This window comes from Streptomyces sp. NBC_00250 (genome assembly GCF_036192275.1).
Lineage (GTDB): Bacteria > Actinomycetota > Actinomycetes > Streptomycetales > Streptomycetaceae > Streptomyces.
This window is the reverse complement of record NZ_CP108088.1, coordinates 8641978-8661075: the sequence shown is the minus strand read 5'-3', so window position 1 is coordinate 8661075 and position 19098 is coordinate 8641978. Positions and strand designations below refer to the sequence as shown.

Genomic DNA, 19098 nt, shown 5'->3' with positions numbered 1-19098 from the left:
TCAGAGGGCGCGGTCGCGGCCGTCGGTCGGCGAGGCGGGGACGGGCGGGACGGTCGGCAGGGGGGTGAAGGCGAGCGGATCGGCGTGGTTGACGGGGAAGACCGTCGGCATCGTGCCGGTGGCCCGGCCGTAGGCACAGGCGACGGCCGCCATCGCGCCGGCGACCGCGAGTTCGCCCGCACCGCCCGGCTTGTCGCCGGTCGGGGGCATGACGATGATCTCCAGCTCGGGCGGGGTGTTCCACTGCCGGGTGTAGAAGTACTGGTCCCAGCTGCCTTCGAGGAAGTGCCCGTCGCGCAGGTGGAGGCCGGACGTCAGGGTGATGGCGATGGCGTCGGAGATGCCGCCCATCATCTGGGCCTCCAGCCCGCGCGGGTTGACGGCGAGGCCGACGTCGACGGCGCAGACCACCTTGGTCACACGTGGTCCGGTGACCGCTCCGGGGATCTTCCGCCCGGTGGTCTCGGGACGGCAGTCGATCTCGGCGAGCATCGCGACGGCGGAGTGGTACTCGGTGTGGACGGCGATGCCCTGCGCGGTGCCGGCGGGCATGGTCCGGCCCCACTCCCCCACCTCGGCGACCTTGTCGAGGACGGCACGTGCCCGCGGGTCCTTCATGAGGCGGCGGCGGAAGGCGTACCCGTCCTGGCCCATGCGCTTCGCCAGTTCGTCCATGACGAGTTCCTGCGCGCAGCGCACGTTGGGCGAGTAGATGCCGCGCATGGAGCCGGTGTTGTAGCCCTTGTCGGTCTCGGAGAGCAGCTGGGTGGTGACGCCGAGGTGGTAGGGGCTGACCTGGGTGAGCTGGAACATCGTCTCGGAGAAGGCGAGGTCGCCGACGGGCAGCCGGGCCGCCTCGGCCGTGAGGAGCTCTCCGATGCCGTGCCCGAAGTCGGTGGCCACGGAGGTGTGACGCTGCTCGTACGTGAGGACCTCGCCGAGCGTGTACGTGGCGCGGACCCGTGAGGTGGACATCGGGTGTGTACGGCCCTGGCGGAAGTCGTCGGTGCGGTGCCACATCAGTTTGACGGGCTTGCCCATGGCGCGGGAGATCTCGGCGGCCTCGTGGGCGGCGTCGTGGAAGAGCTTGCGGCCGAAGGAGCCGCCGCCCTCGGTGACATGGACGCGGACGGCGGAGACGGGCAGGCCCAGCTCGACGGCGATCTGTTCCTGGGCGACGATCGGCGCCTTGAGCGACGCCCAGATCTCGGCGGAGTCCTCGCGGACGTCGGCGATCGCGCAGTTGGTCTCCAGGGCGGCGTTGCTGGAGAAATGGAAGGTGAAGCGGGCGTCGACCGCCTTGGTGAGCAGCGGCAGCGGCGGTACCACGAGCGGGAGTTCGGCCCGGCGGAGCTTCGCCAGGACGGTGGCGTCGGAGGCGCCCTCGGCGGTACCGGGCCCCCAGTCGACCCGGAGGGCGCGCACGGCGTCGACGCACTGGCCGAAGGTGCGGCCGCGGACGGCGACGCCGGTGGAGACGGTGACGACGTCGGTGACGCCGGGCATGGCTCGCACCTCGGCGAGGTTGGCGACGGAGCGGACCGTGCCGTTGATGGTGGGCGGGCGGCAGACCATGGTGGGCAGGGCGTCCGCGACCTGGAGGTCCATCGCGAACTTCTTGCGGCCGGTGACCGCGTCCAGGGCGTCCACGCGGCGCTGTCCGGTGCCGACGACACGGAAGCGGCCGGGGTCCTTGAGGGTGACCGCGACGGCGGCGTCGGACACGGCTGCCGCCTTCACGGCGAGTTCGCCGTAGCCCAGCAGCGCGCCGGCCGGGGAGAGGACGGCGCCGGCCTTGGTCGTGAGGGTGGAGACGGCCTCGCCGAGGACGAGGGAGGCGGCGTGCAGGAGCCGGCCCCGGGCGACGGCGGCGGCGACGCGGAGGGGGTGGTAGGTGGAGTACGTGGTGTTGGAGCCGCCGGTCAGCTGGTTGAAGAGCAGCTCGGGCCGCGCGTCGGCGAGCGTCACCTTCACCTTGTCGAGGGGCAGGTCGAGTTCCTCGGCGACGACCATGGCGCTGGAGGTGGTGATGCCCTGGCCGACCTCGGCACGGGGCAGGGCGAGGTGGGCCGTGCCGTCCGTGTCGAGGCGGATGGTGATGAGGTGACTGGTGGGCAGGGCCGCGAGAGTGAGCAGCTCGTTGAGGTCGAGGAGTTCGGCGGGTCCGGGCAGCGACGGGATGAGCGCCGGGGCCGCGGCGGCGGCCTGCCGGGGAGCGAGGGACTCCGCGCCGAACTGGGCGGCGACGGTCAGGGTGGGTGCGGCGAGGACGTAGCCGAGGAACCGGCGGCGGCTGGTGCCGCGCGCGTCGCCGCCTTCGGGGGTCTCACGGGGGTCGGTTCCGTCCCCGGTGCCGCTCGTGGGGTGGTCGTCCCGCACGGGGTGCCGCCTCGCCATTCGGTGTGCCCTTCGTCCTGGTCCGGCGCTGCGCCCCGGGCTGCCCTCAGATGCGTTGATCATCGCTCATGTGGGTGATCCCGGGGGACCATTCGCACCGCCGGTGTCAGGTCACCGTCAAAGAAGGCTCCCTTTGCCGCCCCCGCGCGCCGGTGCGATCCCGTGAGGTCGGCTGACAGACAGCCGGCCGGGACCGGACACTTGTCACCTGCCCGATGCGACGGGCGGGCAGGTGACGGACGATGCGCCTTCCTCGGGAACGGGGTGGGCGGGTGACAGGGGGTACGGGGAATGGCGGGGTCGGCTGCGCGAGGCCTGTCCAGAGGAGCGTTGATTCGGCAGCGCGCCAAGGCGCGGTTCGTGGGGCGGCGTGCGCAGTTGGCGCTGTTCACGGAGAACCTGTCGAAGGACCCGCTCGCCGAGGACGATCCGGCGGAGTTCCTGTTCCACGTGCGCGGTGTGGGTGGTGTGGGGAAGTCCACGCTGCTGCGGCAGTGGCAGGACGCGGCCCGGCGCGCGGACGCGGTGACGGCGATGGTCGACGAGAACGACGTCCACGGGGTGCGACAGGCCCTGACCGAGCTGACCAGGCAGCTGGCGGAGCAGGCGGGGCCGTGCAAGGACTTCGACCGGGCCGTCGAACAGTACCGGCGCGAGCAGGCGGCACTGGTCGAACCGATGGCGCTGGAGGGCGAGGCCTCGATGTCGAGCCGCGTCGTGACGCAGGCCGCGCTGGGCGCCGTCTCGCTGATCCCGGGAGCCGGTGTCTTCACCGCCCTGGCGAATCCCGACGCGGCGGCCCAGGGGCTGGACCGCGTGCGGTCGGCGTCCCGGTCCCGTGTCCAGCGGCGCGGCGCCGGGGGCGACGAGGCCGGGCTGAGCCGTGCCTTCGTCTCGGAGCTGGAGCGCCTGTCCCGGCGCCACCGGTGGGTGGTCCTGTTCTTCGACACATGGGAGCAGAACGCCGGGTACTTGGACGAGTGGCTGCTGAGCATGCTGGACGAGGAGTTCGGCCCGGTCCCGGTGAACGTCATCGTCGTTCTCGCCGGCCGCGACGAACTTGCCGAGCGGGGGTGGGCACCGCTGCGGGATCAGGTCGCGGACGTACCGCTGGAAGTCTTCACCGAGGCGGAGACCCGCTCGTTGCTGACGACGCGGGGCGTCACCGACCCGAGGGTGGTGGACGCGGTGCTGCGGCTCTCGTTGGGGCTGCCGCTGCTCGTGGACCTCCTCGCCCTGGCCCGCCCTCACACCGTCGACGACGTCGAGGAGGGCGGACACGTCGCGGACGTGGCCGTGGAACGCTTCGTGCAGTGGATCACGGATCCGGAACAGCGTGATGCCGTACGGGCGGGGGCGTTGCCCCTGCAGCTGAACGAGGACGTCTTCCAGGCCGCGGCCGGGCCCGAAACGCCGGGACTGTGGGAATGGCTGTGCCGGCAGCCGTTCGTCAGCGGCCGCAGCGACTTCAAGCACTACCACGCGGTGGTGCGGGCCAGCATGGTGCGCCAACAGCGCACGGATTCGCCTCAGGCCTGGACCTCCACGCATCTCCGCCTGGCCGACACGCACGCCGCCTGGCGCGTCTCCGTCGAGGAACGCCTCGCCGAGGCGCAGCCCTGGGAGGACGCCGCATGGCGTCGGCACCGTCTGGACGAGACGTACCACCGGCTGTGCGCCCACCCGGGAACGTATCTTCAGCAGGCCGTGGAAGAGGTCGTCCATGCTGCGGGCCAGGACACGGCCGTACTGCGGCACTGGGTCGAGAGCATCGAGCAGGCCGGGAACGACACCGCCGACGCGGCTCTCATCAGCTGGTCGGAGCGGCTCCGGGAAGCGCTCGCCGCCGACGAGCCCGCTCTCCGGTGCCTCAGCCTGCTGCTCGCCCGCGGCCAGCTGACCGCCGACGGCCGGAGCTGGGCCCACACCTATCGCGGCCACCTCCTCTACCTCGCCGACCAGGACGAAGAGGCGCTCGTCGAATTCGACCAGGCCCTCGCCGCCAACGCGGACAATGCCCATGCCTGGGCACGGCGCGGGGAGACCCACGGCTGGCTGGGCCACTACGACGAGGCCATCACCGACCTCACGACCGCCCTCCGACTCGACCCCACCGACGCCAGGGCGCTCGCCCACCGCGGTGACGTGCACCGGCAGGCGGGCCGACACGACCAGGCCGTCACCGATTTCACCGCCGCACTCGAACTCGACCCCACAGTGCCGTGGGCACACGCCCACCGCGGTGAGGCGCACCGGCAGGCGGGCCGACACGACCAGGCCGTCACCGACCTCACCGCCGCACTCGAACTCGACCCCGCCAACGGCTGGGCACTCGCCTCGCGCGGCGAAGCACACCGGCAGGCGGGCCGATACGACCAGGCCGTCACCGACCTCACCGCCGCACTCGAACTCGACCCCGCCTACGTCTGGGCACTCGCCTCCCGCGGTCAAACGCATCGGCAGGCGGGCCGGTACGACCAGGCCGTCACCGACCTCACCGCCGCACTCCACCTCAACCCCACGTACGACTGGGCACTCGCCAACCGCGGCGAGGCACACCGGCAGGCGGGCCGGTACGACCAGGCCGTCACCGACCTCACCACCGCACTCGAACTCGACCCCACCTATACCTGGGCACACGCCAACCGCGGCGAAGCGCACCGCCAAGCGGGCCGGTACGACCAGGCCGTCACCGACCTCACCACCGCACTCGAACTCGACCCCGCCTACGCCTGGGCACACGCCACCCGCGGCGAGGCACACCGGCAGGCGGGCCGATACGACGAAGCCGTCACCGATCTCACCGCCGCACTCGAACTCAATCCCGCCTACGCCTGGGCACACGCCACCCGCGGCCAGGCACACCGCCAGGCAGGTCGCTACGAGAGGGCACGCTCGGACCTGGAGCAGGCCGTCGAGGCGCACCCTGAGGATCTCTCCTGCGCGTTCGAGATGCTCATGCTCGACGTCCTGCAAGAGCGGATCGAACCAGGTACGGAGCAGTGGGAACAGCGGTTCGCCTCTCTGTCGAGCCCACAGGATCCCGCCGACATCAGGTTCCTGGCCCTGTTCAAGGCAGTGCTCTTCGAGTCGGAGGCCCGTGTACGCGAGACGGCCGCGGCCGTCCTCTCCTCAGAACCGGAACCGGACCGTGAGGACATCACCTATGCGCTGGAGTATCTGACCGAACTGTCAGCCGTGGGAGGCGAGGTGTCCGACCGCGCACGCCTGTGTCATGACCTGATCGTCGGTCGCGCCTCGGCGTGAGGCGTCCGGGGCCGCAGCCGGGCGGACGTCCGGACGCGGGGACGGAGGCGGCTCTTGGAGCGGAGATGCGCACAGGAGACCCGGGCGCGCTGACCGCCGCCCGCGATCAGGGCGTTGACGGAGGCCATCGGGTCGCCGCCCACCTGCCGGGCGAGCAGCGCGCCGAGCACCAGCGGGCCGAGGGCGACCGCGAGGGCCGCGCCGGTGGCGGTGACGTGCTGGAGGGGGCGGGTGCGCCGGGCGTCGAAGGTCATGGTCACAGTCCACCAGCGGGCGGGCGGTCGCCGTATCGGTCAAGGTACTCAGGTGTGCGTACGCGGCTACTCAGGCGCTCGCGCGGAAGTTCCCCCGAGGGGTCCCGGGCGAACGTCTCTTCGGCGATCCTTCGGGGACGACGGACGCGACGAGGCGTTCCCGGGGGCAGGCCATGGAAGGCGGACGACCCTGACGATGGAGATGGCGGAGATGGCGGAGACGGCGGGGAGTCGGGAAGCGGTCGTACTGGTGGTGCAGCACGAGGAGGAGGCCGGTCCGGGGCTCGTCGGCGAGCACCTCGTACGGGCCGGCCTCCGGCTCGACGTGGTGCGGGCCTGGGAGGGCGAGGCGCTCCCGGCCGACTTGAGCGGACAGGCCGGGCTGTTGGTGCTCGGCGGGTCGGTGAACTGCGAGGACGACGCAGCCGCTCCGTGGCTGCCCGGGGTCCGGTCGCTCGTCCGGGAGGCCGTGAACGGGGAGATACCCCTGCTCGGGATCTGCCTGGGCGGCCAGATCGTCGCCCATGCCCTGGGCGGTTCGGTCACGACGCGCCCCCAGGGTCCGGAGTTGGGTGCCGTACCGCTGCGGAGGCTGCCGACCGTGGCGGGAGACCCCGTGCTCGGCGAGGTCCGGGACGGGACCCCGGCGGCGCAGTGGCACTGGGACGAGGTGGACCGGCTGCCGCCCGGCGCGGTCCCGCTGCTCACCGGCGACGACTGCCCGCACCAGGCGTTCCGGGTCGGGAGCGCCTGTTGGGCGGTGCAGTTCCACCCGGAGGTGGGCGGGGCGGCGGTCGAGGTGTGGGCGGCCGCGGAAGACGCGTCCGTACGAGAGGCGGGCGCCGATCCGGAGGCCGTGGTGAACGCGGTGGGCGACGTGGAACCCGAACTCCGGAGGGTCTGGGGAGCCGTGTCGGAGGCCTGGGGTGCGGTGGTCCTGGCGTTCGCCGCCACCGCGGCGAACGCCACCGTCCTCGACGTCCCCGCCGCCCGCAGCCTATGAGACCGCACCGTGCCCCGTGAGTGACTGCCCGGCGCGTCCGCTTGGCCGGGCGGGGGCGGTGGGGTTGCTTGAGCGGGCGGCCGTAACGTACGAGCACGCACCCGAGAACGAAGGAGACCGCCGCCATGGCCGACTACCGGATCGAGACCGTCCGTACCGGGTACCGGAACTGGACCGCCCGAAACGACCGGGGTGCGGAGGTCCGGATGGCCGCCGCCGACGACGCAGACGCGCAGCCCTCGTTCACGCCCGTCGAGTTGCTGCTCGCGGCGATGGGCGGGTGCGGCGGGCTCGTCGTGGACAGGACCGCGCGGGCCGTGGACCACGAAGACCTCAGAATCGTGGTCGAGTCGGTCTCCGGGCCCGAGGACGACGGCCGGGTGGGCCGTATCCGGGTCAGCTACGAGTTCGAGCTCCCGGACAACAACCCGAAGGCGGCCGAGGTGTTCGCCCGCGGGGTGCGTCTGACGCACGAGAAGTTCTGCACGGTGAGCCGGACCGTGGAGCACGGCGCGCGCGTGGAGGCGATCCTGCCGGACGGCACGGTCGGTTTCGAGGGCTGATTCCCACCGGTGTCCGGACCGCCGCGGCTCACTCCTCGATCGCGCCGCCGATCCGGCGCAGATGCTGCCGGAAGGTGTACGAGGGGTCCTCGGCCCGGCCCGCCAGATAGGCGTCGAACCGGGTCTGCGTCCGGAGCGTCTCCCCCGCCCTGATGCGGCGGGCCTGATCCCGTTCCGTAGAGAACAGGGTGCGGGCCACGTCGAGCACGGCGTCCACGCGGGCTGCCGCCACGAAGAGCACGCCGTCGTCGTCGGCGAAGACGACATCGCCGACGGTCACCTCCTGCTCGCCGAACCGGGCGGTGGTCAGCGCGTCCGGGTCCCGGGGGTCGAGACGTACGGGGCCGGGCGCGTGACGTCCGTACGAGAAGACGGGCAGACCGATCTCGACGAGGTCGGGGGTGTCCCGGTGCAGACCCCAGACGACGACCCCGGTGACACCGGCCGCCTCGGCCTCCAGGACGGCGAGGTCGCCGATGCAGGCCTCGTCGTGGCGGCCCGCGTTGTCGATGACGAGGACGTCGCCGGGCTCGGCCAGGGTGAACGCCTCCAGGAAGACGTCGACGCTTCCGTAGTGCCGTACGGGCAGCGCGCGGCCGGCGACCCGCTGCCCGGCGACGACGGGCAGAATCCCGGTGGGCGCGGAACGCAGCGGTTCCCCGAGGCGCACGCACGCGTCGGCGACGAGGGGCGTGGAGAGGTCCTCGAACTTCTTCAGCATCGGCGTTCCGTTCTGTGACGGGTACGGTACGGCGGGCTGCGCGATGCTATCGGGCGGACGGGCGGGCTCCTCACGGGCAGGCGCCCTGGGGGTGGGCAGGCCACCCGCGGAGCAGGCGCCCGGGCGGGTCAGCAGGCCCCCCTCGGACAGGCGCCCCGGGCGGGTGGTCGGGCTCCCGCGGAGATACACCCGGGTGGCCTCCTGGCGTGCGGCCGAACCCCGACCTCCCTACGATGAAGGCATACCTCTCTCCGGATTGAGGGACCAATGGCCGCAGAGGATTCCGCACCCGAAGGCCGACCCCCGGGTCTGAAGGCCAATGCGATCGGGTTCGTCGACGCCCTCGTCATCGGGCTCAACTCCACCTCCCCCGCGTACTCCCTGGCCGCCGTCATCGGCCCGATCGTCGCGCTCGCCGGGATCTACGCGCCCGGCGTGATGTTCGCGTCCTTCGTCCCGATGCTGCTCATCGCGTCGGCGTTCTACTACCTGAACAAGGTGGACCAGGACTGCGGCACGACGTTCTCCTGGGTCACGCGGGCGATGGGCCCGTGGGCCGGGTGGCTCGGCGGCTGGGCCATCGCGATGACCGGTGTCCTGGTCGTCGGCTCGCTCGCGGACGTGGCCGTGAGCTTCGCGCTGCTCTCCGTCGGCCTCGACAGCTGGGTCGACAACGCCTTCGTACGCCAGTCCCTCACCGTCCTCCTGATCCTGGTGATGACGGCCGTCTGCGTCATCGGCACCGAGCTGTCGGCCCACGTGCAGAACGTCCTCATCCTGGCGCAGGTCGCCTTCCTGCTGATCTTCGTGGGTGTGGCGCTGTACAAGGTGTACGACGGCAGCAGCGCGTACGACTCCGTCGAACCCGCCCTCAGCTGGCTGAACCCCTTCGGCGCCGGAGGCGCGGCGCTGACCGGCGGGCTGCTGCTCGGCGTGTTCATCTACTGGGGTTGGGAGTCGGCGGTCAATCTCACCGAAGAGGTCAAGGACTCCGCGACCGCCCCCGGCAAAGCGGGCCTCTGGTCGACCGTCATCCTGCTCGTCACGTACGTGTCCGTGGGCTTCGCCGTCGTCGCGTACGCCGGTCCCGCCTTCCTCGCGGAGAACGCGGGTGAGGAGGAGTTCATCTTCGCCCAGCTCGCCACCGACGTGCTCGGCGGCTGGGACTGGGTCCTGCTGCTCGCCGTCTCCACCTCCGCCATCGCCTCCACCCAGACGACGATCATCCCGGCGTCGCGGACCGCCCTGTCCATGGCCCGCCGCCGGGCCCTGCCCTCGCACTACGCCCACATCAGCCCGCGCTTCCGCACGCCCGACGTGAGCACGTGGTGGGTCGCCGGCATCGCCATCGCCTGGTACCTGGTGGTCAACCAGATCAGTACCAACGCCCTCTTCGACTCGCTCACCGCGCTCTCCCTGCTCATCGCCTTCTACTACGCGCTCACGGGCATCGCGTGCGCGGTGTACTACCGGCGCCATCTCTTCGAGAGCGTCCACAACTTCCTGTTGATCGGCCTCGGCCCGCTGGTCGGTGCCGGTCTGCTCACCTGGCTCCTGGTGAGGTCGGTCTCCGACATGTCCGATCCCGCGAACTCGTACAGCGGCACCTCGTGGTTCGGCCTCGGGCCGCCGCTCGTCATCGGTATCGGCATCGCCCTCACCGGGGTGCTCGTCATGATCGTGTGGCGGCTGCGGTCGCCCGTCTTCTGGGAGGAACGCCCGGGCGTGGCCGACCCCGACCTCGTGCACGGCACCAAGGAGCGCTGAGATGTCGGTCGTCCTCGGTTACGACGAATCCCCCGGCGCCGCCCGCGCGTTGCGGATCGCGGTCGAGGTGGCCGCCGCGTTCGACGAGCAGCTGGTGCTGGTCTACGGCGCGGCGGCGCCCGGCCCGCTGGGCGAGGAGTACCGGGCCCACTACGAGGCCATCCGCCAGACCGGCCGCGTCGGTCTGGAACACGCGGTCACGGAGGCCGACCGGGCGGGCGTCCCCACCGTCGTCGAGGTGCTCGACGCGAAGCCGGCCCAGGCCCTGATCGACGCGGCGACCCGCCACGCGGCCCGCGTCATCGTGGTGGGCAGCTGGGGCGAGAGCCCGATGCGCGGCGCGCTGCTCGGTTCCACCCCTCACAAGCTCCTGCACATGTCGTCCGTGCCCGTGCTCTGCGTCCCGCCGGAGGAGTGACGCGGAGGGCCGGTACGACCATGGGGGCGGCGGGTACGGACGGGGGGCGGGCGGGGTGTGGGGCTCCGGAGAGGGCGGCGGGAGGTCGTGATCGAGGGCTGGGAGTGGGACGAGACGCTCTTCTCGGGTGCGGCCGTCCACTACGCGCGCGGGAGGCCCCCGTACGCGCCCGGTCTGGTGGACACCCTCACCGAGGCGCTGGGGCTCGACGGCCGGGGACGCCTCCTCGACGTCGGCTGCGGACCGGGCACCCTCGCTCTGCCGTTGGCGCACCTCTTCTCCGAGGTCGTCGGGGTGGACCCCGACGGCGAGATGCTCGCCGAGGCCCGGCGCGGGGCGGCGGCGGCCGGTCTGACCGCACGGACCAGCTGGATCCGGAGCCGCGCCGAGGACCTGTCGGCGGACCTCGGTCCGTTCAGCGTGGCGACCTTCGGCCAGTCGTTCCACTGGATGGACCGCAAGCGGGTGGCGACGACGGTGAAGGGCATGCTGCGGCCCGGCGGAGCGCTCGTGCACATCGCCGACGAGAAGACGGAGACCTGGCCGGTCGAGGGCCTGCCCCATCCGGCGGCGCCGAGGGCCGCGATCGACGAGCTGGTCACGCGGTACTTGGGTCCGGTGCGGCGGGCGGGCCGGGGAGTACTGCCGCACGGGACGCCCGGCGGTGAGGCCACGGTGCTCGCCCGGGCGGGCTTCTCGGGTCCGGAACGCCGTGTCGTTCCCGGGGGTCAGGTGCTCGAACGCACGCAGGACGACGTCGTCGCCGGGGTGTTCTCGATGTCGTACTCGGCTCCGCATCTGTTCGGTGCGCGCGGGAACGCGTTCGAGTCGGACCTTCGCCGGCTGTTGCGCGAGACCTCGCCGTCGGGCCGGTTCTCCGAACGCGGCCCGAGCACCGAGGTCTTCGTCTGGCGGACGGATCGGGCCTGATCGCCGGGGCGTCCGCCAGGTCCTGAGCCGCGTCACGCCCCCGGCACGACGGTGACCCGGGCCAGGGCCCAGGAGGTGTGGTCGAAGGAGGTCTTCGCGTTGGCGTCCGTCACCTCCAGGCGGAGCACGCGGACGCCCCGCACGTCGACGTCCACCGGGACGGGGCCGGTGGCGGCGGTCAGGACGGGCGTGGTGACGAGGACGCGGTCGTCGCCGTAGACCGTGGCGCGGGTGGCGCCGGCGGAGCTCTGGCGGGCCGAGAAGTCGTCGATGCCGACCAGGGCGGTGAACCGGTCTCCGGCGCCGCCGAGGTGGAAGGCGACGTCGCTGGGGGCATGGACGCCGAGGCCCTTCGGGTAGGTGGTGCCGCCGAAGGCGATCGGGGTGCCGTCGCCGGCGGCGCTCTTGCCGTTGGAGGCGTCGCGTTCGACAGGGCCCCAGCCGTTGACGGCGTGGATCCAGGGGAGGTCGGACAGGTGGCTGTCGCGGGTGGGCGCAGGGGGCGGGGTGGTGGCGCGGCCCGCGGCCGCGTACCGCACGGGGCCTCCCGGGGCGAGCGCGGTGCCTTCGGCGGTGAGGGTCCACGGGGTGGCGGCGGGGGCGTCGGCGGACGGGGTGACCTGCCAGCCGGTGGTGAGCCGCGCGCCGGGGGCGAGCTGCCCGCCGGTGGTGGCCGTCGTGGCGCGTACGGTCCAGCCGACCGGTGCCCGCAGGGTCACGGCGGGGGAACTCCAGGCCCGCGCCGAGCCGTTGGCGAGCGTGGCGGTGACGGGGAAGGGCTCCCCCGGTACGGCCGACGCGGGCACGGTCAGGGTGGTCCCGAACGCGGTGCGCGGGTACTGCTCCTGCCAGGAGGAACGCATCAGGGCGACCAGTTCGGCGACCCGGGCGGGGTGACGGGACGCCAGGTCGGAGCTCTCGCCGACGTCGGTGGCCAGGTCGTACAGCTCGACCTGCCACTGGTCGTCGGGCAGCGCGTGGTCGCGGACGGGGGCGAACCGCACCGCCTTCCACCGGTCCTTGCGGAGCGCCTCGGCGAGCCAGGTGGCGCGCTGCCGGTCCTGGGCGTCGGCGCGGGCGGTGACGCCCCGCTCGTCGCGGAACCAGTAGAGGTGGTCGTGACGGGCGGCTTCCGCGGCTCCGGTGAGCAGGGGTGCGACCGACAGTCCGTCGACGTCGGCGGGCGCGGGGGCGCCGCCGAGGTCGGCGAGGGTGGGGAGGAGGTCGGTGAGCGGGGTGGGACGGTCGCTCGTGCCGGGCAGGACCCGGCCGGGGCCCCAGGCGATGAGGGGGACCCGGACGCCGCCCTCGTACAGGTTGCGCTTGTAGCCGCGCAGCGGTCCGTTGGCGTCGAACCGGTCGGGGTTGACGCCGCCCTCCTCGTGGGGGCCGTTGTCGCTGGTGACGAGCAGGATCGTGTCGTCCTCCAGGCCGAGGGCGCGCAGCCGGTCGACGACGTCGCCGACGAGGGCGTCGAAGAGGCTCACCTGTGCGGCGTGCCCCTTGTCGGCGGCGCTCCACGACCGGGAGGCGTAGGCACCGGTGTCGGGGATGTCGCTGGGTGCGTGGGGCACGGTCGGGGTCAGCAGCAGGAGGAACGGTTCGGCCGCGTGGCGGTCGAGGAAGTCGAGCGCTCGCTCGCGCAGCAGGTCCGGCGCGTAGGCGCCCTTGGCACCGCCCGCGTTGGCGGCGATCGGCTCCTTGACGCCGTCGTGCCAGAGGTAGGCGGGGTAGTACTGGTGGGCGTGTCCGTGGTCGATGTAGCCGTGGAACTCCTCGAATCCGCGGGCGTTGGGGTGGCTGTCCTGGTCGGCGCTCTCCGGCCCGAAGCCCCATTTGCCGATCACCCCGGTGCGGTAGCCGCGGGCCCTGAGCACCTGGGCGAAGGTGGTGTCGGCGGCGGTGAGGGAGCCCTGGGCCCCGGACGGGTTGGCGCGTACGGTCGCGTGCCCGGTGTGCAGACCGGTGAGGAGCGAGCAGCGGGAGGGGGCGCAGACGGCCGCGGTCGAGTACGCGTCGGTGAACCGCAGCCCGTCGACGGCGAGTCCGTCGATGCGCGGGGTGGTGATGAGTCTCTGGCCGTACGCGCCGAGTTCGCCGTGCCCGAGGTCGTCGGCGAGCACGACGACCAGGTTCGGCGGTCGGGTCGTGGCCTCCGGTGCCGCCGCGACGGCGGCCGTGGCGGCGGGAGCTCCGACGGCGCCGGTCACGGGCAGGGAGCCGAGGCCGAGGGTGGCGGCGGACCCGGCGAGGAAGCGGCGGCGGCTGGACATCGGGGCTCCTTGGGCGAGACGGCGAGCGCGACGGTCGACTGCGTGCCAGGGGCGCACGAGGGCCTGTCGTGGCGCCCCTGGCATCCGGTCGATCATCGGCTCGCCCGCCCCGGCGGACCATGCACAGCGCATGAAGAACGTGTGACACGGCCCGGTCGGCCCGGCCTCCCCTCCGTCGGGTCAGTCGAGCCAGAGCTCGCGGACCCGGGCCAGCGGGTCCTTCGCGATCCGGGGTTCCGCGTCCCAGATCATCGTGGCGCGTCCCTCCGCGGTGTAGCGGGGCCAGTCGGCGCCCGGGTCCTGGTCGGTCACGAAGGCGACCCAGGCGCGGTGCATCGCGTCGGCGAGCGAGCGCGGCGGTGTGTCCCCGGCGACGGCCGGGACTCCCTCGGCGTCCAGGAGGTCGAAGGCGAACGGCAGGTCCACGCAGTGGAAGGCGAGGCCGGCGGCCGGCGAGCGCCAGGTGAACTCGTAGAGCCAGGTGGGCCTTTCGCGTGCGGCGCGGGCGTCGGCGACGGCGAGGTTCGGGGCGCGGAAGGTCGCGTCGGTCAGGGCCTGGCCGAAGAGCCGTTCCGGGCCGCCCTCCGCGTACGCCTCCGCGAGGGCGTCGGCCCTGGTGGGTTCGAGGCCGAGACCGCCGAGGAGGACGGGCAGCGGCGGGCCGTCCGGGCCGGGCGCGGGGAACATCGTGAACTCGTGCTCGGTGAAGCCGAGCATCAGCGGGACGTCCGCGCCCGCCCCGCCCGTGGTGAGCGCGTCGAGGACGGGCAGGGGGATCAGCTCGCCGTCGGCGAAGGGGGCGAAGGACAGCATGGGCGGCAGGCCCTCGCGGTCGGGGCCCGGCTCGTTCAGGCGGTCCTGGAGGGCGAGGATCTCGTCGTCGCCGAGGTCGCGGAGGGCGGCGGCGGTGGCCGGGATGCCGGTGCGGGAGGTGAGGAGCCGGGAGGCGGCGCGGGCGACCTCCGGGCCGTCGGGCCGCGGGACGGCGCCGGAGACCGAGAGCGCACCGCGGAACAGGCCCTCGGCGGCGGGCACGGCGAGGAGGGTCTGGACGGCGCCGCCGCCCGCGGACTGTCCTGCGACGGTGACCTTGGCGGGGTCGCCGCCGAAGGCCCCGATGTTGTCCCGCACCCATTCCAGGGCGGCGATCCAGTCCCGTACGCCCCGGTTGTCGGGGGCGTCCTCCAGGTGCAGGAAACCCTCGATGCCGAGCCGGTAGCCGAGCGAGACGAGGACGACGCCGTCCCGGTTGAACGCGGCCCCGTCGTACCAGGGGCTGGCCGCCGAGCCCGCGACGTATCCGCCGCCGTGGATCCAGACGAGGACGGGCAGCGCGGCGGCGGGGTCGGTGCCGGGGGTGAAGACGTTGAGGTTGAGGACGTCGGCGCCCGGGATCGAGGGCTCGGGGATGGTGGTGATCTCGGCGAAGGGGCGGCGCTGGGCCGTCGGCCCGTACGCCGTGGCGTCCAGCGGCTCCGACCACGGCTCCGGCGGTACGGGCGCGGCGAACCGCAGGTCGCCGACGGGCGGCTGCGCGTAGGGGATGCCGAGGAATCGCAGGCTGCCGTCGGCGCGGCGCTCGCCGCGGACGGGCCCGCGCGCGGTGGTGACGGTGGTGCCCGTGGTCACTGCGGTGCCGGTGCTGCCGGTGGTGCTCATGGGTGCTGCTCCTTCTGCGCGGGGGCACACGAAGCCCGGGGCACGACCCTGCCACCGGTCACTTACACGTGTCAACACCCGTCACGCCCGTCACCCCACGCGCCTCTCTCCTGGGCAGCAGCAACGGTGTCGCGAGCAGCAGGACACCTGCCAGGCCGATCGCCGCCCGGGGTCCGACGGCGGCCGCGAGGAGCCCCCCGAGCGCGGTCAGGGCTGCGATGGAGGCCTTCGCGGTCACGGACCAGGCGGTGAGGGTACGGGCGACCCGGTCGGTCTCCGTCAGGTCGAGGCGGTGGGCGGCGAGCACCGGGGTGAACACGGCGGAGCAGGTGATCAGAGCCAGCTCGATCGCCATCACGAGCAGGAGCCCGGTGACACCGGGGTGGACGAGGACCAGCCCGACGGGCCAGCAGGCGCGGAGCACGCCCGAGGTCCACAGGACCCGGTGCCGGCCGTACCGCGCGACGAGCGGCCGGGACAGCCGTGAGCCGACGAGCCCGCCGACGCACGGCACCGCGAAGGCGAGCCCGTACTGCCAGGGGGCGAACCCCAGCGGCCCCAGCATGAGGACGGCGAGGAGGGGGGCGGTCGCCATGATGAGGCCGTTGACCAGCACGGAGTTGAGGAACAGCGGGCGCAGGACGGGCTGGGCGAGGATGTGCCGCCATCCTTCGAGAAGGTCGCCGGCCCTCATCCCCGACCCCTCTCTGTGCGCGGGGCGGGGCTCGCGCCCCTTGATCGCTCGGATGCCCGCCGCCGAGAGCAGATAGCTCAGGGCGTCGACCAGCACGGTCGCCACCGGGCCGAGGAGGGCGACCAGGGCGCCACCGAGCGGAGGTCCGAGGACGGTCGCGGTCCAGGTCGTGGATTCGAGCCGGGCCTGCGCGACGAGCCGGCCCTCCGCCGGTACGAGCGCCTTCAGACAGGCGCCGGAGGCCGCGCCGAAGGTGATGTCCGCCGCGGCGACGACCACGGAGACGACGAGGAGCTGGGCGAAGGCGAGCCGGTCGAGCGCGTACGCGACGGCGGCGCTCAGCATCGCCGCGCACCGCACGAGGTCCATGGCGATCATCACGGGCCGCTTGCGGCGGAACTCCACCCAGGGGCCGAGCGGCAGCGCGACCGCCGCGCCGACGGCGGCTCCCACGGCGGCCAGCGCCGCCACTTCGGCGGAGCCCTTGTGGAGCACGGTGATCGCGAGCAGCGGGAAGGCGTTGAAGGCGACCCAGGTGCCCAGGGTTCCGGCGGCGTACGACGCCCACAGCCATCCGAAGTCCCGCCCGAGGGACACCCCGCGGTCCCGCCCCGAGGACACTCCGCCCGCCATGCCCGTACCCCTCTCGCCGACCGGCCGCACAACCACGGACCGCCGTCCGCCATCAAAGCGATCCGAGGGCGCGCAGATCAAACAACCACGGGAGCTGGAGGACACAACCCTTGGTTGTCGGCAAAGACACCCCCTAGGCTGCACGGCGTGGATCTCGAAGCCGTACGCACCTTCCTCGCCGTCGTGGACTCGGGCCGGTTCCGGGAGGCCGCCGACGAGCTGTCGATCACCCAGCAGGCCGTGTCCAAGCGGGTCGCCGCGCTGGAGAGGGAACTCGGTGTGCGGCTGCTCGACCGGACCGCTCGCGGGGCGGAGCCGACGATCGACGGGCAGGCGTTCCTGCCGCACGCGCGCGCCCTGCTCCATGCCGAGGCGCGCGCCGTGGCCTCCGTGCGTCCGGGGCGGCGGGCGCTGCGGGTGGACGTGCTCGGCCGGCGCCTCGCGCCCGCGGCGCTGCTCCAAGACTTCCACCAGGCGTTTCCGGAGGTCGAGCTGGACGTCGTGACGCTCTTCGACGCGGACGCGGCCGTCGCCGCCCTCCGCGCCGGGACGATCGACGCGTCCTTCCGGGCGGTCACCATGCCGGGCCGGCGGCTGCCCGAGGGAATCGAGGCGTTGCCGGTCCTGGACGAGCCGCTCCAGCTCCTGACGGGTCCGGCGCACGTGCTCGCGGGGGCGCGTGCCGTCACGCCCGAGGGGCTCGTCGGGCACCGGATCTGGATTCCGGGCATCGTCAGCGGGACCGAGTGGGCCGCCTATTACGCCGACCTCGCCGCCGCGTTCGGTCTCACGATCGAGGTGACGGGCCCGGACTTCGGCACCGAGCCGCTGCTCGACACCGTCGCTGACTCCCCCGAGCTCGCGACCTTCGTCGGTGCGCGGACCCGCCTCGTCTGGCCCGAGGGCCACGGTCTGCGGCGCGTCCCCGTGCACGGGCCGACTCCGGTCTATCCGCACTCCTTGCTGTGGGCCGTGGACAATCCGCACCCCGCGCTGCTCAAGCTCCGCGCCCATCTGGCCGCCTCGCCCGAGGCCCCCGGGTCCGCCGTGTCCGCCGACCGGGACGGCGATGTCTGGACCCCGTCCTGGGCCCGGCCCGGGGAGCGGCGCCCGCTCCCGGAGCCGGTCCGATCGCCGGAAACCCCCTAGACTTGAGGGACTCGTACCGCAGGTCAGGTCCAGGGGGAAGGCGACCGGTGATGAGATGGGACGCCGATGCCGTGGTGGGGGTGCTCGTCGTCCTGCTCGGGGCGGGGCTCATGACCGCCGGTGTGCTCTGGAAGGGGCGGGCGGTACGGCCGTTCGCCGCCTCACGCGCGCGTTCCGTGGCCCAGCGGGACTACGCCCGTGATCTGCAGCGGGCGGCCGACCATGTGATCGCGGTGGCCCGCCGATCCGCCGGCGCGGGCGAACCGGCGATCGTCACCGTCGAGGCCGTGGTGCGGACGACACAGGAGCGCTACGGCTATGCCGGGGTGGAGCGGCGGCACGCGGCGGCGGCCCTCCGCCGCAGATACGAGCAGGGGCGCTGCGCGGTCGACTGCGTCACCGACGCCTACGGCTGAACATCCGTCTCCGGTGCGGGCGTTCCCTGGTGGTAGTACATCCGCAGCCCCGTGCCGGGCGGCGCGGCGGGGTCCCGACGCCAGAGCGAGCTGCGCCTGGCCCGGTGGCCGTCGCGGAGCGTCTCGTACGTGAGGTGGACGAGGCCGGGTGCGAGCAGCGTCCCCACGAGGGCGCCGGGCTCGTAGCGCGGTCCGTCCTCCGGAGCGCCGGACATCTCGGGGAGCGCGGCGAGCATCTCCTCGTACGTCCAGCGCCGACCGGAGGCTCCGACCTCGACGAACTCGGGGTCGAGCAGTTCCGCGGCGCGCGCCCGGGAGACGCGTACGGCCGGGTCCAGGAGCGCCAGTTCGCCGGCGACGGCCGCGGCGATGTCGGGGTCGTCGGTGGTTCCGAAGGCGGTCATCGGTGTCACTCCCCCGTCGTGCCGTCGAGGCGTTCGCGCAGCAGGTCGGCGTGGCCGTTGTGGCGTGCGTACTCCTCGATCATGTGGGCGAGGACGTAGCGAACGGAGTACGTCTCGTCCTCGCGGCTTCCGGTGACGTCGAGGGAGTCGGCCGCGGCGACGATCGCGCGGGCGCGGGCGCACTCCTCGCGCCAGATGGTGAACGCCTCGTCGACGTCGGCCTCGTCCACGTCGAAGTCGGCCCAGTCGGTGGAGCCCGGGGGCGTCCAGGGACTGCGACTCGACTCGCCGTTGAGAACGTTGCGGAACCAGCCGCGCTCGACCTCGGCCGCATGGCGCACGAGACCGAGCAGCGAGAGGCCCGAGGGGGCGATCGCCCGGTCCTTCAGCTGCTCCGGCGCGAGCCCCGCGCACTTCAGGGCGAGGGTGTCGCGCTGGAAGTCGAGCATGGCCGTGAGGACGGCGCGCTCGTCCCCGGTGTACGGCACGGACGTGCGGTGATCTTGGATCGTCATGGGTGCATTGTGCCGCCGTCCACGGCCGGTGGCCC

General features: G+C 73.2%; 16 protein-coding genes. 8 read left to right on the top strand and 8 right to left on the bottom strand.

Annotation, left to right across the window (positions count from 1 at the left end; all coding sequences use genetic code 11):
• Nucleotides 1-2397 carry a molybdopterin cofactor-binding domain-containing protein gene (locus OG259_RS38995; protein ID WP_328946569.1) on the bottom strand — a complete coding sequence of 799 codons (2397 nt, stop codon included), beginning with the start codon at nucleotides 2395-2397 and terminating at the stop codon, nucleotides 1-3.
• Nucleotides 2398-2727: 330 nt separating this feature from the next.
• Between OG259_RS38995 and OG259_RS38990 the strand changes: the two genes are divergently transcribed.
• Nucleotides 2728-5664: a tetratricopeptide repeat protein gene (locus OG259_RS38990; RefSeq protein WP_328946568.1), complete on the top strand. Its 2937-nt coding sequence runs from the start codon at nucleotides 2728-2730 to the stop codon at nucleotides 5662-5664.
• On the opposite strand, the gene OG259_RS38985 is transcribed toward OG259_RS38990, so the two are convergent.
• A complete protein-coding gene (locus OG259_RS38985; protein WP_328946567.1) occupies nucleotides 5631-5918 on the bottom strand; it encodes a hypothetical protein in 288 nt (95 codons plus the stop codon). The genes OG259_RS38990 and OG259_RS38985 overlap by 34 nt on opposite strands.
• Nucleotides 5919-6129: 211 nt before the next feature.
• Between OG259_RS38985 and OG259_RS38980 the strand changes: the two genes are divergently transcribed.
• Complete coding sequence (locus OG259_RS38980) at nucleotides 6130-6921, top strand: type 1 glutamine amidotransferase (protein ID WP_328946566.1); 792 nt, start codon at nucleotides 6130-6132, stop codon at nucleotides 6919-6921.
• 125 nt (nucleotides 6922-7046) lie between these two features.
• A complete protein-coding gene (locus tag OG259_RS38975; protein WP_024757089.1) occupies nucleotides 7047-7484 on the top strand; it encodes an OsmC family protein in 438 nt (145 codons plus the stop codon).
• Between the two features lie 28 nt (nucleotides 7485-7512).
• Here OG259_RS38975 and OG259_RS38970 read toward each other — a convergent pair whose 3' ends face one another.
• Nucleotides 7513-8205 carry an RraA family protein gene (locus tag OG259_RS38970; RefSeq protein WP_328946565.1) on the bottom strand — a complete coding sequence of 231 codons (693 nt, stop codon included), beginning with the start codon at nucleotides 8203-8205 and terminating at the stop codon, nucleotides 7513-7515.
• A 267-nt stretch (nucleotides 8206-8472) separates the two neighbouring features.
• On the opposite strand from OG259_RS38970, the gene OG259_RS38965 reads away from it, so the two are divergent.
• The 3 genes from OG259_RS38965 to OG259_RS38955 all read left to right on the top strand — a co-directional run bounded on the left by OG259_RS38965 (nucleotide 8473) and on the right by OG259_RS38955 (nucleotide 11320).
• Nucleotides 8473-9972: an APC family permease gene (locus OG259_RS38965; RefSeq protein ID WP_328946564.1), complete on the top strand. Its 1500-nt coding sequence runs from the start codon at nucleotides 8473-8475 to the stop codon at nucleotides 9970-9972.
• Nucleotide 9973: 1 nt separating this feature from the next.
• Nucleotides 9974-10390 carry a universal stress protein gene (locus OG259_RS38960; RefSeq protein ID WP_328946563.1) on the top strand — a complete coding sequence of 139 codons (417 nt, stop codon included), beginning with the start codon at nucleotides 9974-9976 and terminating at the stop codon, nucleotides 10388-10390.
• Nucleotides 10391-10477: 87 nt separating this feature from the next.
• Entirely contained in the window at nucleotides 10478-11320 is an 843-nt protein-coding gene (locus OG259_RS38955) for a class I SAM-dependent methyltransferase (protein ID WP_328947309.1), read from the top strand.
• Nucleotides 11321-11352: 32 nt separating this feature from the next.
• Here the strand turns inward: OG259_RS38955 and OG259_RS38950 are convergent, their stop codons facing one another.
• The 3 genes from OG259_RS38950 to OG259_RS38940 form a co-directional block, all read right to left on the bottom strand.
• Nucleotides 11353-13593 carry a sulfatase-like hydrolase/transferase gene (locus tag OG259_RS38950; RefSeq protein WP_328946562.1) on the bottom strand — a complete coding sequence of 747 codons (2241 nt, stop codon included), beginning with the start codon at nucleotides 13591-13593 and terminating at the stop codon, nucleotides 11353-11355.
• Nucleotides 13594-13773: 180 nt separating this feature from the next.
• Nucleotides 13774-15252: a carboxylesterase/lipase family protein gene (locus OG259_RS38945; RefSeq protein WP_328946561.1), complete on the bottom strand. Its 1479-nt coding sequence runs from the start codon at nucleotides 15250-15252 to the stop codon at nucleotides 13774-13776.
• 58 nt (nucleotides 15253-15310) lie between these two features.
• Complete coding sequence (locus OG259_RS38940) at nucleotides 15311-16579, bottom strand: MFS transporter (protein ID WP_328946560.1); 1269 nt, start codon at nucleotides 16577-16579, stop codon at nucleotides 15311-15313.
• Nucleotides 16580-16726: 147 nt separating this feature from the next.
• On the opposite strand from OG259_RS38940, the gene OG259_RS38935 reads away from it, so the two are divergent.
• The gene (locus OG259_RS38935) at nucleotides 16727-17728 is read left to right on the top strand and encodes a LysR family transcriptional regulator (RefSeq protein ID WP_328946559.1); all 1002 of its coding nucleotides are present in this window, start codon (nucleotides 16727-16729) and stop codon (nucleotides 17726-17728) included.
• Between the two features lie 50 nt (nucleotides 17729-17778).
• Nucleotides 17779-18144 carry a hypothetical protein gene (locus tag OG259_RS38930; RefSeq protein WP_266901433.1) on the top strand — a complete coding sequence of 122 codons (366 nt, stop codon included), beginning with the start codon at nucleotides 17779-17781 and terminating at the stop codon, nucleotides 18142-18144.
• Here the strand turns inward: OG259_RS38930 and OG259_RS38925 are convergent.
• Together OG259_RS38925 and OG259_RS38920 are read right to left on the bottom strand one after the other, a co-directional pair.
• A complete protein-coding gene (locus tag OG259_RS38925) occupies nucleotides 18135-18548 on the bottom strand; it encodes a nuclear transport factor 2 family protein (RefSeq protein ID WP_328946558.1) in 414 nt (137 codons plus the stop codon). The two genes, OG259_RS38930 and OG259_RS38925, sit on opposite strands and share 10 nt — an antisense overlap.
• 5 nt (nucleotides 18549-18553) lie before the next feature.
• Nucleotides 18554-19063 (bottom strand): DinB family protein, encoded by a 510-nt coding sequence (locus OG259_RS38920; RefSeq protein ID WP_328946557.1) that lies wholly within the window; start codon nucleotides 19061-19063, stop codon nucleotides 18554-18556.
• Between the last annotated feature and the right edge of the window lie 35 nt (nucleotides 19064-19098).

Bases quoted from the DNA above. Each gene is read 5' to 3' on its own strand.
- OG259_RS38995 (WP_328946569.1), bottom strand. From the start codon at position 2,397: ATGGCGAGGCGGCACCCCGTGCGGGACGACCACCCCACGAGCGGCACC.
- OG259_RS38985 (WP_328946567.1), bottom strand. From the start codon at position 5,918: ATGACCTTCGACGCCCGGCGCACCCGCCCCCTCCAGCACGTCACCGCC.
- OG259_RS38980 (WP_328946566.1), top strand. From the start codon at position 6,130: ATGGCGGAGACGGCGGGGAGTCGGGAAGCGGTCGTACTGGTGGTGCAG.
- OG259_RS38975 (WP_024757089.1), top strand. From the start codon at position 7,047: ATGGCCGACTACCGGATCGAGACCGTCCGTACCGGGTACCGGAACTGG.
- OG259_RS38970 (WP_328946565.1), bottom strand. From the start codon at position 8,205: ATGCTGAAGAAGTTCGAGGACCTCTCCACGCCCCTCGTCGCCGACGCG.
- OG259_RS38965 (WP_328946564.1), top strand. From the start codon at position 8,473: ATGGCCGCAGAGGATTCCGCACCCGAAGGCCGACCCCCGGGTCTGAAG.
- OG259_RS38960 (WP_328946563.1), top strand. From the start codon at position 9,974: ATGTCGGTCGTCCTCGGTTACGACGAATCCCCCGGCGCCGCCCGCGCG.
- OG259_RS38950 (WP_328946562.1), bottom strand. From the start codon at position 13,593: ATGTCCAGCCGCCGCCGCTTCCTCGCCGGGTCCGCCGCCACCCTCGGC.
- OG259_RS38945 (WP_328946561.1), bottom strand. From the start codon at position 15,252: ATGAGCACCACCGGCAGCACCGGCACCGCAGTGACCACGGGCACCACC.
- OG259_RS38940 (WP_328946560.1), bottom strand. From the start codon at position 16,579: ATGGCGGGCGGAGTGTCCTCGGGGCGGGACCGCGGGGTGTCCCTCGGG.
- OG259_RS38930 (WP_266901433.1), top strand. From the start codon at position 17,779: ATGAGATGGGACGCCGATGCCGTGGTGGGGGTGCTCGTCGTCCTGCTC.
- OG259_RS38925 (WP_328946558.1), bottom strand. From the start codon at position 18,548: ATGACCGCCTTCGGAACCACCGACGACCCCGACATCGCCGCGGCCGTC.
- OG259_RS38920 (WP_328946557.1), bottom strand. From the start codon at position 19,063: ATGACGATCCAAGATCACCGCACGTCCGTGCCGTACACCGGGGACGAG.